At 61.2% G+C, this 13,822-nt stretch carries 13 protein-coding genes; 6 read left to right on the top strand and 7 right to left on the bottom strand.

Annotated features, from left to right (window positions below):
* Nucleotides 1-8: 8 nt before the first annotated feature.
* Both ACIOMR_RS02945 and ACIOMR_RS02940 read left to right on the top strand, forming a co-directional pair.
* Nucleotides 9-722, top strand: coding sequence for a DUF3108 domain-containing protein (locus ACIOMR_RS02945; RefSeq protein WP_003210742.1), 714 nt, complete (start codon nt 9-11; stop codon nt 720-722).
* A gap of 253 nt (nt 723-975) precedes the next feature.
* The gene (locus ACIOMR_RS02940) at nt 976-1,164 is read left to right on the top strand and encodes a hypothetical protein (RefSeq protein WP_003210741.1); all 189 of its coding nucleotides are present in this window, start codon (nt 976-978) and stop codon (nt 1,162-1,164) included.
* A gap of 188 nt (nt 1,165-1,352) precedes the next feature.
* Here the strand turns inward: ACIOMR_RS02940 and ACIOMR_RS02935 are convergent, their stop codons facing one another.
* The 7 genes from ACIOMR_RS02935 to ACIOMR_RS02905 all read right to left on the bottom strand — a co-directional run bounded on the left by ACIOMR_RS02935 (nt 1,353) and on the right by ACIOMR_RS02905 (nt 9,142).
* The gene (locus ACIOMR_RS02935) at nt 1,353-1,898 is read right to left on the bottom strand and encodes a DUF2058 domain-containing protein (RefSeq protein ID WP_003210740.1); all 546 of its coding nucleotides are present in this window, start codon (nt 1,896-1,898) and stop codon (nt 1,353-1,355) included.
* 25 nt (nt 1,899-1,923) lie between these two features.
* Nucleotides 1,924-2,757 carry a nucleoside triphosphate pyrophosphohydrolase gene (gene mazG, locus ACIOMR_RS02930; protein WP_003210739.1) on the bottom strand — a complete coding sequence of 278 codons (834 nt, stop codon included), beginning with the start codon at nt 2,755-2,757 and terminating at the stop codon, nt 1,924-1,926.
* A gap of 153 nt (nt 2,758-2,910) precedes the next feature.
* Nucleotides 2,911-5,154 carry a GTP diphosphokinase gene (relA, locus tag ACIOMR_RS02925; RefSeq protein ID WP_008438176.1) on the bottom strand — a complete coding sequence of 748 codons (2,244 nt, stop codon included), beginning with the start codon at nt 5,152-5,154 and terminating at the stop codon, nt 2,911-2,913.
* Between the two features lie 136 nt (nt 5,155-5,290).
* Nucleotides 5,291-6,643 carry a 23S rRNA (uracil(1939)-C(5))-methyltransferase RlmD gene (rlmD, locus tag ACIOMR_RS02920; protein WP_401192094.1) on the bottom strand — a complete coding sequence of 451 codons (1,353 nt, stop codon included), beginning with the start codon at nt 6,641-6,643 and terminating at the stop codon, nt 5,291-5,293.
* Nucleotides 6,643-7,545 (bottom strand): cysteine synthase CysM, encoded by a 903-nt coding sequence (gene cysM, locus ACIOMR_RS02915; protein ID WP_003210736.1) that lies wholly within the window; start codon nt 7,543-7,545, stop codon nt 6,643-6,645. The genes rlmD and cysM overlap by 1 nt, the downstream gene beginning before the upstream one ends.
* A 100-nt stretch (nt 7,546-7,645) precedes the next feature.
* On the bottom strand, nt 7,646-8,242 hold the full coding sequence (locus ACIOMR_RS02910; protein ID WP_003210735.1) for a tRNA-uridine aminocarboxypropyltransferase: 597 nt from the start codon (nt 8,240-8,242) through the stop codon (nt 7,646-7,648).
* A 6-nt stretch (nt 8,243-8,248) separates the two neighbouring features.
* The gene (locus ACIOMR_RS02905; protein ID WP_003210734.1) at nt 8,249-9,142 is read right to left on the bottom strand and encodes a LysR family transcriptional regulator; all 894 of its coding nucleotides are present in this window, start codon (nt 9,140-9,142) and stop codon (nt 8,249-8,251) included.
* Nucleotides 9,143-9,386: 244 nt separating this feature from the next.
* Between ACIOMR_RS02905 and speB the strand changes: the two genes are divergently transcribed.
* The 4 genes from speB (at nt 9,387) to ACIOMR_RS02885 (ending at nt 13,783) form a co-directional block, all read left to right on the top strand.
* Nucleotides 9,387-10,337 carry an agmatinase gene (gene speB, locus ACIOMR_RS02900; protein ID WP_003210733.1) on the top strand — a complete coding sequence of 317 codons (951 nt, stop codon included), beginning with the start codon at nt 9,387-9,389 and terminating at the stop codon, nt 10,335-10,337.
* Nucleotides 10,337-10,762 (top strand): YybH family protein, encoded by a 426-nt coding sequence (locus tag ACIOMR_RS02895; protein ID WP_401192088.1) that lies wholly within the window; start codon nt 10,337-10,339, stop codon nt 10,760-10,762. Before speB ends, ACIOMR_RS02895 begins: the two co-directional genes overlap by 1 nt.
* A gap of 21 nt (nt 10,763-10,783) precedes the next feature.
* On the top strand, nt 10,784-12,289 hold the full coding sequence (locus tag ACIOMR_RS02890; protein WP_177028531.1) for a cytosine permease: 1,506 nt from the start codon (nt 10,784-10,786) through the stop codon (nt 12,287-12,289).
* Between the two features lie 111 nt (nt 12,290-12,400).
* Entirely contained in the window at nt 12,401-13,783 is a 1,383-nt protein-coding gene (locus ACIOMR_RS02885; RefSeq protein ID WP_003210730.1) for a sodium:solute symporter, read from the top strand.
* Nucleotides 13,784-13,822: the final 39 nt, after the last annotated feature.

The following is a 13,822-nucleotide window of genomic DNA, read 5'->3' as shown; positions in this document are numbered from 1 at the left end:
GAGACTTTATGCGTCGCGCCCTGCTCTTCGCTTTTGCGCTGTTCGCCTTGCCTGCCGTGCAAGCGGCAGACCTTCACCCTTTCTCCGCCAGCTACACCGCCGACTGGAAACAGTTGCCCATGAGTGGTTCGGCAGAACGCAGCCTGACCAAGAATGACAACGGCAGCTGGACCTTGAATTTCAAGGCTTCCATGATGATCGCCAGCCTGACTGAAACCAGCGTGATCCGCTTCGACAAAGACGCCCTGCAACCGGTGAGCTACACCTTCGAACGCGGTGGCCTGGGCAAGACGAAGAAGATCAACCTCGACTTCGATCAGACGGCCAAGAAAGTCACCGGCTTTGAAAACAAGGACCCGGTCAACGTGGCCCTTCAAAGCGGCATGCTCGACAAGTCGACCTACCAGTTGGCATTGCAGCGCGATGTGGCAGCCGGCAAGAAAAGCATGAGCTACAACGTCGTCGAAGGCACTGATGTCGATACCTACGACTTCCGCGTGATCGGCCCGGAAAAGGTCCAGACCAAAGCCGGCTCCATCGATGCGATCAAGGTTGAGCGCGTGCGTGACCCGACTCAAAGCAAGCGCATTACCCAAATGTGGTTTGCCAAGGACTGGGGCGGCATCCTGGTTGCCCTGCGCCAGGTCGAGACTGACGGCAAGGAATACAACATCATGCTGCAAGACGGTACCGTTGACGGCAAGGCTGTCAAAGGCAGCTGATCCTCTGCGCAATGAAAGAGCCTCGCGTACGCGGGGCTTTTTTTCGCCTGTCGCCTGACGCCAACATGAAACTTTTGTCATAAAACTCAGCGCCCTGCGACGCAATGTCGCGGTTTGCGTGGGCTCGCGGGATTACTCCAGTTTCTGTAAAGGTGTGTTGCAATTCCTGGTTATTTACTTAGCAAGCTAACAAACCATATAACAAAGGCCTGCGACGCCTTGCCGCAGATCAACCAGAGATTGGAGCAAGCAGATGACTGTAAAAGTAACTGAACGCGACGATGAACATATGTCCCACGAAGCAGTAGCCCACGGGATTCACATCTGGGATGTACACCAGCAAGACCTGCTGGTCGGCATGTTTCACGACGAGGCCGAAGCTCATAATTATAAAAACGAGCTCGAGACCCTTGAGATGAAACGCCAGGCGCAAAGCTCCTGAAACTCTGAAATCCTGTAGATAACCAGCCCCACGCAGCTGGAGTGTCTATAAACACAAACCCCGCCTTTTGAGCGGGGTTTGTGTTTTGGGGGTTGGGGGTTGGGATTTTGGGGGCGCTTCGCGCCCCAGCGGGAGCAAGCTGCCTCGCCACAACAAGCCGTCTCGCCACAATGTGTGTTTCTAACGCATTACCACATCAGGTCGTCAGGGATCTGGTAGGCGGCGTACGGATCATCCTCATCCGGCACCTGGCTTTCGGTCAGCACGTTCATCTGGACGATGCGCTCCGGCGCCCGCTCCTGGATCTTCAGCGCGGCTTCGCGCGGGATCACCTCGTAACCGCCACCGTGATGCACGATCGCCAGGGAGCCGTTGCTCAGCTTGTTACGCATCAGCGTGTTGACCGACAGGCGCTTGACCTTCTTGTCATCCACGAAGTTGTAGTAGTCCTCGGTGGTCAGCTTGGGCAGGCGCGAGGTTTCGATCAATTGCTTGACCTGCGCAACGCGGGCCTTGGCCTCGGCCTTTTCTTGCTGCTGACGGTTCAGCTCCTGGTCGCGCTTGACCTTCTCGGCATGCGCCTGGATGGCCAGGCGCGCCTGGCTGTCGTCCGCTTCGGCCTGGCCTTTATGCACCAGGCGCTGCTGTTTCTGTTTCTCTTTGCCGACCTGCTTGGCCTGCTTTTGGTTGACCAGGCCTGCTTTGAGCAACTGGTCGCGAAGGGAAATGCTCATGGTGCTTACTCACTTGGGCAACGGCTCAGCCGCAGCTGGACAGATTCTTTTCCTGGCGTTTGGCTTCGCCCCACAGGGCGTCCAACTCTTCGAGGGTGCAATCTTCTATGGGACGGTGGGTCTCGCGCAATGCCTGTTCGATAAATCGGAAACGTCGTTCGAATTTAGCGTTGGCTAAACGCAAGGCTGCTTCCGGGTCGACCTGGAGGTGACGGGCCAGGTTGACCGCCGCAAACAGCAGGTCACCTACTTCATCGGCGATGGCGGCCGGGTCGTTATCGGCCATGGCTTCGAGCACCTCATCCAGCTCTTCGCGCACGTTATCCACCACGGGCAACGCGGCCGGCCAGTCGAAACCCACCTGCCCGGCGCGCTTTTGCAATTTGGCGGCGCGGGAAAGCGCCGGCAAGGCCGTGGGTACATCATCCAGCAAGGACAGTTGCTCCGGTGCGTCGGATTTTTCCGCACGCTCCTCGGCCTTTATTTCTTCCCAACGCTGCTTGACCTGCTCTTCGCTCAGCTGCGGAATATCCAGCGGCGCGTACAAGTCTCCCGTGGGAAACACATGCGGGTGACGGCGAATCAACTTGCGGGTAATGCTGTCGATCACCCCAGCGAATTCGAAGCGCCCTTCTTCCCGCGCCAGCTGGCTGTAATACACCACCTGGAACAACAGGTCGCCCAGCTCACCTTGCAGGTGATCAAAATCCCCGCGCTCGATCGCATCGGCGACTTCGTAGGCTTCTTCCAGGGTGTGGGGGACGATGGTGGCGTAGGTTTGCTTGATGTCCCACGGGCAACCGTATTGCGGGTCGCGCAGGCGGTTCATCAGGTGCAGCAGGTCTTCAAGTGAATACATCAGTCTCTTTCCGCAGAAGTGGGAACGCTGAGGATCAAATGTGGGAGCGGGCTTGCTCGCGAAGGCGTCGTGTCAGTTGCCTGATATTTGACAGACACACCGCCTTCGCGAGCAAGCCCGCTCCCACAGTTCAGTCCGCGCTCGTCCAGCTACTCATGGCGTGCGATTACGCCGGGTCTCAATGATGTTCGGCAACTGGGAAATACGCCCCAGCAACCGACCCAACGCGTCCAGCCCCGGAATTTCGATGGTCAGGGACATCAGCGCCGTGTTGTCCTCTTTGTTCGAGCGGGTGTTGACCGCCAGCACGTTGATCCGCTCATTGAGCAGCACCTGCGACACATCACGCAGCAGCCCGGAACGGTCGTAGGCACGAATGATGATGTCCACCGGATAGGTCAACACCGGCACCGGGCCCCAACTGACCTGGATGATCCGCTCCGGCTCGCGCCCGCCCAGTTGCAACACCGAGGCACAGTCCTGGCGGTGAATGCTCACCCCGCGGCCCTGAGTGATGTAACCGACGATGGCGTCGCCCGGCAATGGCTGGCAGCAGCCGGCCATTTGCGTCATCAGGTTGCCGACGCCCTGGATCTGGATATCGCCGCGCTTGCCCGGCTTGTAGCCGGTGGCCTTGCGTGGAATCAGTTCCAACTGCTCGCTGCCCCGCTCCGGCTCAACCAGTTGCTGGGCCAGGTTGACCAACTGCGCCAGGCGCAGATCGCCGGCACCGAGGGCGGCGAACATGTCTTCGGCGATCTTCATGTTGGCCTTTTCGGCCAGCTTGTCGAAGTCCACCTGCGGCAGGCCCAGGCGTGCCAATTCGCGCTCGAGCAAGGTCTTGCCGGCGGCGACGTTCTGGTCGCGCGCCTGCAACTTGAACCAATGGACGATCTTCGCCCGCGCCCTGGACGTGGTGATGTAGCCCAGGTTCGGGTTCAGCCAGTCGCGGCTCGGCGTACCGTGCTTGCTGGTAATGATCTCGACCTGTTCACCGGTCTGCAGGCTGTAGTTGAGCGGCACGATGCGCCCGTTGATCTTGGCGCCACGGCAGTTGTGGCCGATCTCGGTGTGCACCCGGTACGCAAAATCCAGCGGTGTGGCGCCCTTGGGCAGGTCGATCGCGTGGCCGTCGGGGGTGAAGATGTAGACCCGGTCAGGTTCGATATCTACCCGCAGCTGGTCGGCCAAACCGCCGATGTCGCCCAGCTCTTCGTGCCACTCCAGCACCTGGCGCAACCAGGAGATTTTCTCTTCGTACTGGTTCGACCCGGCCTTGACGTCGGTGCCCTTGTAGCGCCAGTGAGCGCATACGCCCAGCTCCGCCTCTTCGTGCATCGCGTGGGTGCGGATCTGCACTTCCAGCACCTTGCCCTCGGGGCCGATCACCGCCGTGTGCAACGAGCGGTAACCGTTTTCCTTGGGGTTGGCGATGTAGTCGTCGAATTCCTTGGGGATGTGCCGCCACAGCGTGTGCACGATACCCAGCGCGGTGTAGCAGTCGCGCATTTCCGGCACCAGCACACGCACGGCGCGCACGTCGTAGATCTGGCTGAAGGCCAGGCCCTTGCGCTGCATTTTGCGCCAGATGGAATAGATGTGTTTGGCCCGGCCGCTGATGTCGGCTTCAACGCCGGTGGCCTGCAATTCCGTGCGTAACTGGCTCATCACGTCGGCGATAAAGCGCTCACGGTCCAGCCGCCGCTCATGGAGCAGCGTGGCAATCTGTTTGTATTGATCGGGTTCGAGGTAACGGAAGGACAAGTCCTCCAGTTCCCACTTGATATGGCCGATGCCCAGGCGGTGGGCGAGCGGCGCGTAGATGTCGAACACCTCGCGGGCGACGCGGTTGCGCTTTTCGTCGTCGGCGGTTTTCACCGCCCGAATCGCGCAGGTACGCTCGGCCAGCTTGATCAAGGCGACGCGCACGTCGTCGACCATCGCCACCAGCATCTTGCGCAGGTTTTCCACCTGGCCCTGGGTGCCCAGCACCATCGACTGGCGCGGGCTGAGGCTGGCACTGATCGCCGCCATGCGCAGCACGCCGTCGATCAGCTTGGCCACCACGGTGCCGAAACGCTGGCTGATGGTGGGCAGCTGAATGTGCCCTTCGCGCACGCCGCGATACAGCACCGCCGCGATCAGCGAATCCTGATCGAGCTTGAGATCGGCGAGGATCTCGGCGATTTCCAACCCGGTGCGAAAGCTTGAAGTGCCTTCGGCCCACAGGTTCTTCGCCGCATTGTCTTGCTGTTCAGACTCACGAGCGAACTCGCAGGCTGCTTTCAAGGCTTCACGGTCCAGTGCCGGGTCGACACTGATGGCATGATCCAGCCATGCCTCGAGATTGATACTGCCGTCGGTGTTGATCGGCTGGTGTGCTCTCACCTGTACCATCTTGCTTACCTTCCCTACGACGCACCTTTTAGTGCGTCAAAATCATCGCTGACCTGCTTTACAAAAAAAGCTTGTGCACGCTCCCTGGCAGGTCACAGGCCCAGGAGATGCAGGCCAGTCGGATTAAACGGGCATCCTAGCCCGCTTCAAATAACGCCATGGCCTCGACATGGGCCGTCTGGGGAAACATGTCGAGGATCCCGGCACGTTTTAGCCGGTAGCCTTGCTTGACCAACTCGACCGTGTCCCGCGCCAGCGTTGCCGGATTACAGGACACATACACCAGGCGATCAGCCCCCAGGGTAGCGAGCTTGCGCACAACCTCCAGGGCACCATCGCGGGGTGGGTCCAAGAGTACCGCAGAAAAGCCCTGTTTGGCCCATTCCGCGTCGGTCAAAGGCTGGGACAAATCGGCCTGAAAAAACTGAACATTATGCAAATTATTGCTGACGGCATTCTGTGCCGCCCGGTCCACCATGGCCTGCACGCCTTCCACCGCCACCACTTCCCGCACTTGGCGGGCCAGCGGCAAGGCGAAGTTGCCCAAGCCACAAAACAAATCCAGCACCCGCTCGCCGGGCTTCGGCGCCAGCCAATCCAGCGCCTGGGCGACCATCGCCTGGTTGACCCCGGCGTTGACCTGCACAAAGTCTCCCGGGCGGTACGCCAACTGCAAATCCCACGGTTCCAGACGATAGCCCAAGGCCTGGTCTGGTTCGACCGGTTGCGGCTGGCCCTCGCCATGCAGCCACAGTTGGGCTTCATGGAACGTGCAAAATTCCTGCAGGATCGTCAGGTCCGCTTCGGACAAGGGCGCCATGTGTCGCAACAACACGGCAATCGACGAACCACTGAATAATTCCACATGCCCCAACGCCTGAGGCTTGCTCAAGCGCCGCAGCATGTTGGGCAAACGCTGCATGATCGGTTGCAAGGCCTGTACCAGCACCGGGCAATCGTCAATGGCGACGATGTCCTGGCTGGCCACGGCACGAAAGCCGACCTCGAGTTTCTTCGCCTTGGCATCCCAGCGCACGGCCACGCGGGCGCGGCGACGATAGCCGAATTCCGGCCCGCTCAAAGGCGCGGCCCACTCCTGGGGTTCGACACCTGCCACACGGGATAATTGCTCGGCGAGCATGCGCTGTTTCAGGGCGAGTTGTTCGTCATGGGGCAAGTGTTGCAGGCTGCAACCGCCACAGCGGCCGGCGTGCACACAGGGTGCCGGACGGCGCAGTTCGCTGGCGGTAAATACGCGCTCGGTGCGCGCCTCGACCACTTTGCCGTGGGCGCCCAACACCCGCGCTTCCACCTCTTCGCCGGCCAGCGCACCCACGACAAACCAGGTGCGGCCTTCAAAGAACACAATGCCACGGCCGTCGTTGGCCAGGCGCTCGATGGTCAGGCGCTGCTTCTTGCCTACAGGAATCTGTGGGGCCCGGCTGCCGCCCGTCGGTTGGAAGCGCAGGCCTCTCTCGTGCTTGGCCATCAGTTGGGCGCGTCGAAAATGCCGGTCGACAGGTAACGGTCGCCACGGTCACAGATGATCGCGACGATCACCGCGTTTTCCAACTCCTGGGACAAGCGCAACATCCCGGCCACCGCGCCACCGGACGACACGCCGCAGAAGATGCCTTCTTCACGGGCCAGGCGGCGGGTGGTGTCTTCGGCTTCACGCTGGGCCATGTCGATGATGCGATCGACGCGAGCCGCGTTGTAGATCTTCGGCAAGTACTCCTCGGGCCAACGACGGATCCCCGGGATCGCTGCGCCTTCCATCGGTTGCAGGCCGACGATCTGGATCTCGGGATTCTGCTCCTTGAGGTAGCGCGAATTGCCCATGATGGTGCCGGTGGTGCCCATCGAACTCACGAAGTGAGTGATGGTGCCCTGGGTCTGGCGCCAGATTTCCGGGCCAGTGGTGGTGTAGTGCGCCTCGGGGTTGTCGCCGTTGGCGAACTGGTCCAGCACCAGGCCACGGCCTTCGGCAGCCATACGCTCGGCGAGGTCGCGGGCGCCTTCCATGCCTTCTTCCTGGGTGACCAGGATCAACTCGGCGCCGTAGGCGGTCATCGCCGCCTTGCGCTCGGCGCTGCCGTTGTCGGGCATGATCAGGACCATCTTGTAGCCCTTGATCGCCGCGGCCATGGCCAGGGCAATCCCGGTGTTACCGGAGGTGGCTTCGATCAGGGTGTCGCCGGGCTTGATCTGCCCACGCAACTCGGCGCGGGTGATCATCGACAACGCCGGGCGGTCCTTGACCGAGCCGGCCGGGTTGTTCCCTTCGAGCTTGAGCAACAAGGTATTGCTGGTGTTGCCCGGCAGGCGCTGCAAGCGGACCAGCGGGGTGTTGCCGACGCAATCGGCGATGGTGGGGTACTGCAAGGTCATGGCGTATTCGCAATCCAGACTGCGGGGGCGACTATCATACCGGGAAAGGCTGGCGGGCCATATCACGCAAAGTGTGGTGCTTATCGCTTAATGGAATAAGTCAGGCGGGGCCGTGGTTTCTCTGGAACACTTCATCGCCCATCGCGGCAATCTGTCCTTCGATCAATGCCTCGAACGGTTTCAGCAGCGGCTCAAATGAGGTGGGCGCTTCAAGCACCTGCAACGCCTGCACGATGGCCTCCACCGTCGACAACGCTCCGGGCCCCGGTGCCTTGCGCAGCCGATAACGGGACACGGCGCCTTCCGCCAGCGTCACCCGAGGCAGCGCCGCCAATAAAGGATTGAGGTGCAGCAACTTGCGCGCCTTGCGCCAGGTACCGTCCGGCACCACCAACAGCAACGGTTCGTCGGATGGCGTATAGGCCTGCAAGGGTTGGGCATTTTCATCCGGAAACAACAGACGCGCCTGATAACCCGGCGGATTCAACAACGCCTGCAAATCCTCAAACACCTCCCCCACCACCAACTGCGCATTCACCAAGCCAAGCGCCGCCAACCGCGCGGTATTCAAGGCGTGATTGACCTCACTCGGATGCTGCAACAGCAACACCCGGGTTCGGCTATCCAGCCGGGGAATCAGCGCGCACAGGCAATGGGTGGTGGGCCGCAGGCAGCGGGAGCATTGGGGTCTGGACATGGGTTTTCAGGCCTGGTTGAGCTGGGCTTTGAGTAAATCGCGGAAGGTCTGGATCAGGGGTTCGCGGCTGCGGCCCCGGCGCATGATCATCGAGAACGGCGCCTGGTAACCAAAGGTCGCCGGCAGCAGTACCCGCAAATCCCCTTTGTCGGCCCAGGCCTGGGCGTAGTGTTCCGGGAGGTAGCCGATATAGGCGCCGGACAGCACCAGGATCAATTGCGCCTCCATACTTTCCACCGTGGCGGCGCTGTGCTTGAAGCCGTGACGCGCCAGTTCGGCCTGGCTCCAGTAACCACGACCGACCATGCGTTGCTGGGTGATGACTTGTTCGGGAATGCGCCGCTCGTTGAACAATGGGTGACGGGTGCTGCAATACAGCCAGTGCTGTTCGCGGTACAGCGGCATATAGATCAGCCCGCTCATCCGGTTGGAAAACGCACCGATGGCCAGGTCCAGGCGATTATCCTGGACGCCGAGTTGCAACTCGTAAGGACTCATCACCGACAGGTGCAAATGCACCGCCGGGTGTTCCTGACTGTAGGCGCCGATCACTTCGGCAAACGGCAAGGCCTTGTCGCTGACGGTGGAGTCGAGTACGCCGAGTTTCAGGGTGCCGCGCAGTTCGCCTTTGAGCGCGGCGGCGTATTGCTCGAAGCCTTCCAGCTCGCCCAGCAGGCGCAGGGTTTCCTGATGGAACAACTCGCCCTTGCTGGTGAGGCTGAACCCGCCCCGCCCGCGATGGCACAGCACCAGGCCCAACGCGGCTTCCAGCTGGCTCATGTAAGTGCTGATGGCCGAGGTCGACAGGTTGAGTTCGTGCTGGGCATTGGCGAAACCCTGGTGCCGCACGACGCTGACGAAGATGCGCAGGAGTTTCAGGTCGGGCAAGGCGTTGGCCATGGGCTCTCCAGAGGCAAACATAAAACCTGTGGGAGCGGGCTTGCTCGCGAATGCGGTGGATCAATCGAACCCTCCGTGACTGACACACCGTATTCGCAAGCAAGCCCGCTCCCACATTTGAACCGAGTTTACCTCAGGCATTAGTTTAGAAAAATCTGAACTAAGTATTTGCCCCTGCCGATTCTTCCCTTCCCATGCATTTCGCAGAATCGGCTTCTAATAAACAAAACGATGAGGCAATCCCGTGGACAAGATTTTCCACCAACCACTGGGCGGCAACGAAATGCCGCGCTTCGCCGGCATCGCCACCATGATGCGTCTTCCCCATCTGCAATCGGCCAAGGGCCTGGATGCCGCCTTCGTCGGCGTGCCCCTGGACATCGGCACCTCCCTGCGTGCCGGCACCCGCTTCGGGCCGCGGGAAATTCGCGCCGAATCGGTGATGATCCGCCCTTACAACATGGCCACCGGCGCCGCGCCGTTTGACTCGCTGTCGGTTGCCGACATCGGCGACGTGGCGATCAACACCTTCAACCTGCTGGACGCCGTGCGCATCATCGAAGAAGCCTACGACGAGATCCTCGAACACAATGTGATCCCGATGACCCTGGGCGGTGACCACACCATCACCCTGCCGATCCTGCGGGCGATCCACAAGAAACACGGCAAGGTCGGGCTGGTGCACATCGATGCCCACGCCGACGTCAACGACCACATGTTCGGCGAGAAAATCGCCCACGGCACCACCTTCCGCCGCGCGGTGGAAGAAGGCTTGCTGGATTGCGACCGCGTGGTGCAAATCGGCCTGCGCGCCCAGGGCTACACCGCCGAAGACTTCAACTGGAGCCGCAAACAGGGCTTCCGTGTGGTCCAGGCCGAAGAATGCTGGCATCACTCGCTGGCGCCCCTGATGGCTGAAGTGCGCGAGAAAGTCGGCGGTGGCCCGGTGTACCTGAGCTTCGACATCGACGGCATCGACCCAGCCTGGGCGCCCGGCACCGGCACCCCGGAAATCGGTGGCTTGACCACGATCCAGGCGATTGAAATCATCCGCGGCTGCCAAGGCCTGGATCTGATTGGTTGCGACCTGGTAGAAGTTTCGCCGCCGTACGACACCACCGGCAACACCTCGCTGCTGGGCGCCAACCTGCTGTACGAGATGCTCTGCGTACTGCCGGGCGTGGCGCACCGCTGATGAACGCCCAGGCCGAGGTATTAAAAGCCGCGGCCGACCTGGTGTCGGCCTTCGCCCGCAATGATCGCGATGCCTACTTCGGTGCGTTCAGTGCCGACGCCAGCTTCGTGTTCTACACCCTCCCCCAGCCGCTGCTGAGTCGCGATGCCTACCAGGTGTTGTGGGACAGCTGGCGCCGGGACGAGGGATTTGAGGTGCTTTCCTGCACCTCAAGCAACGCTTTCGTCAGCCTGCACGGTGACGTCGCGGTATTTGTGCATGACGTGGCCACCGAGCTGCGCATGAACGGGGAGCAATTCTTTAGCCAGGAACGCGAGACCATTGTCTTCAAGCGGCAAGGGGTTCGCACACAACAAAAAGAAGGCCTGTGGCTGGCCTGTCACGAACATTTGTCCGCTATGCCGGAAGGGCTGCCGCCCCATTAGCCAATGTGATCGGAGCAGATCATGAATAATAAAAACAACGAAAACAGTATTCGCAACATAGAAACCAACGGCGTCGAACAGATCCCGGACCACGAACGTACCGCCGGGCCGAAGGATTTGTTTCGCCTGATTTTCGGCGGTGCCAACACCTTCGCCACCGCCGTGCTGGGGAGCTTTCCGGTGCTGTTTGGCTTGTCGTTCCAGGCCGGCGTCTGGGCGATTGTGCTGGGCGTGCTGGTGGGTGCGGTGATCCTCGCCCCCATGGGTCTGTTCGGTCCGATCAATGGCACCAACAACGCCGTGTCTTCCGGTGCGCATTTTGGTGTGCACGGGCGGATTGTCGGCTCGTTCCTGTCGCTGCTGACCGCTATTGCGTTCTTCTCACTGTCGGTGTGGAGTTCAGGCGATGCGCTGGTGGGCGGTGCGAAACGTCTGGTGGGCTTGCCGGAAACCGACCTGACCCTGGGCCTGGCCTACGGCGTCTTCGCCATTCTCGTGCTGACGGTGTGCATCTACGGCTTTCGCTTCATGCTGTGGGTCAACCGCATCGCAGTGTGGGCGGCGAGCCTGCTGTTCCTGCTGGGGATCTTCGCCTTCGCGCCGGCCTTCGACAGCCACTTCGCCGGCACCGTTGCCCTCGGCCAGACCGGCTTCTGGGCGGCGTTTATCGGTGCAGCACTGGTGGCCATGAGCAACCCGATTTCCTTCGGCGCGTTCCTCGGTGACTGGTCGCGCTACATCCCGCGGGAAACCTCGAAGGTGCGGATCATGCTGGCGGTGGTGTTCGCGCAGATCGCCACCTTGATCCCGTTCCTGTTCGGCCTGGCCACCGCGACCATTGTGGCGGTCAAGGCACCGGACTATATCGCGGCCAACAACTACGTCGGCGGCCTGCTGGCGGTGGCACCGAGCTGGTTCTTCCTGCCGGTGTGCCTGATCGCGGTGATCGGCGGCATGTCCACCGGCACCACCTCGCTGTATGGCACCGGCCTGGACATGTCCAGCGTATTCCCGCGCCTGCTGTCCCGGGTCAAGGCAACGCTGCTGATCGGGGTGATGTCGATTGCCTTCATCTTTATCGGACGTTTCGCCGCCAACCTGGTGCAGAGCGTGTCGACCTTCGCCGTGCTGATCATCACCTGCACCACGCCGTGGATGGTGATGATGATCATCGGCCTAATCGTGCGCCGGGGTTACTACTGCCCGGATGACCTGCAGGTGTTCACTCGCGGCGAAACCGGCGGGCGCTACTGGTTCAGCCATGGCTGGAACTGGCGCGGCCTGGGGGCCTGGATCCCGAGTGCGCTGGTGGGCCTGTGCTTCGTCAACCTGCCGGGGCAGTTTGTCGGGCCGCTGGGCAACCTCGCCGACGGCATCGACATCAGCTTGCCGGTGACCCTGGGCCTGGCCTCGCTGGTGTACCTGACACTGCTTCGCGTGTTCCCTGAACCGGCTGCCGTCTACGGACCGACTGTGGCGAGGGAGCCTGCTCCCGTTCGACTGCGCAGCAGTCGCGAGGCTGCCTGATGAATTGCGTGGAATGGATTGGGGCTGCAATGCAGCCCAGCGGGAGCACGCTCCCTCGCCACACAGCCCCCTTTAGCCCCACATAAAAAAGATAATCGGAGACTCGCCGTCATGGCCTTAGATCTATTCGTCGTCCTCATCTACGCCGCCGGCATGCTGGTGCTCGGCTACTACGGCATGCGCCGCGCCAAGACCCATGAAGACTACCTGGTGGCCGGCCGCAACCTCGGCCCGACGCTGTACATGGGCACCATGGCTGCCACGGTGCTGGGCGGTGCGTCCACCGTCGGCACCGTGCGCCTGGGCTATGTACATGGTATTTCCGGTTTCTGGCTGTGCGCCGCGCTGGGCGCGGGGATCATTGCGCTGAACCTGTTCCTGGCCAAGCCGCTGCTGAAGCTGAAAATCTTCACCGTGACCCAGGTCCTGGAGAAACGCTACAACCCCATGGCCCGCCAGGCCAGTGCGGTGATCATGCTGGCCTACGCGCTGATGATCGGCGTGACCTCGATCCTGGCCATCGGCACCGTGCTGCAAGTGTTGTTCGACCTGCCCTTCTGGATGTCGGTATTGGTAGGCGGTGGCGTGGTGGTGGTGTACTCGACCATTGGCGGCATGTGGTCGCTGACCCTGACCGACATCGTGCAGTTCGTGATCAAGACGGTCGGCCTGATGTTTATCCTGCTACCAATCTGCCTGTACCGCGTCGGCGGTTGGGATGAATTGGTGGCCAAGCTGCCCGCGTCGAATTTCAGCTTCACTGAAATCGGCTGGGACACCATCATCACCTACTTCATGATCTACTTCTTCGGCATCCTGATCGGCCAGGACATCTGGCAACGGGTGTTCACCGCCCGTGACGAAAAGGTCGCCCAGTACGCAGGCACCTTCGCCGGTTTCTACTGCATCCTCTACGGCCTGGCCTGTGCGCTGATCGGCATGGCCGCCCACGTACTGATCCCGGACCTGGACAACGTCAACAATGCGTTCGCCGCCATCGTCAAAGTCTCGCTGCCCGACGGTATCCGCGGCCTGGTGATCGCCGCTGCACTGGCTGCGATGATGTCCACCGCCAGCGCCGGCTTGCTCGCCGCTTCCACCGTATTGACCGAAGACCTGCTGCCGCGCCTGCGTGGTGGCAAGCAGTCAAGCTTGAAGATCAACCGTCTGTTTACCTTGCTGACCGGTATCGCCGTGTTGGGTATCGCGCTGGTGGTGAGTGATGTGATCAGCGCACTGACCCTGGCGTACAACCTGTTGGTGGGCGGCATGTTGATCCCGCTGATCGGGGCGATTTTCTGGAAACGTGCGACGACTTCCGGGGCGATCACCTCCATGACCCTGGGTTTTGTGACCGCGTTGGTGTTCATGATCAAGGATGGTTTGGACGCCAATACACCAATCTACTACAGCCTGGGCGTGGGCCTGGTGAGTTTTGTGCTGGTGAGTTTGCTGTCCCGTCGTCCGGAGGCTGTTGCGGCTCGGGCGATCTGAACGAATAGTTGAAAGTAGCTTTCTTCAGCGGGTGCGACG

The sequence above is a fragment of the Pseudomonas sp. NPDC087814 genome, from assembly GCF_044742865.1.
Lineage (GTDB): Bacteria > Pseudomonadota > Gammaproteobacteria > Pseudomonadales > Pseudomonadaceae > Aquipseudomonas.
The sequence above is the reverse complement of the archived record's forward strand: the minus strand, read 5'-3'. Positions and strand labels throughout refer to the sequence as shown.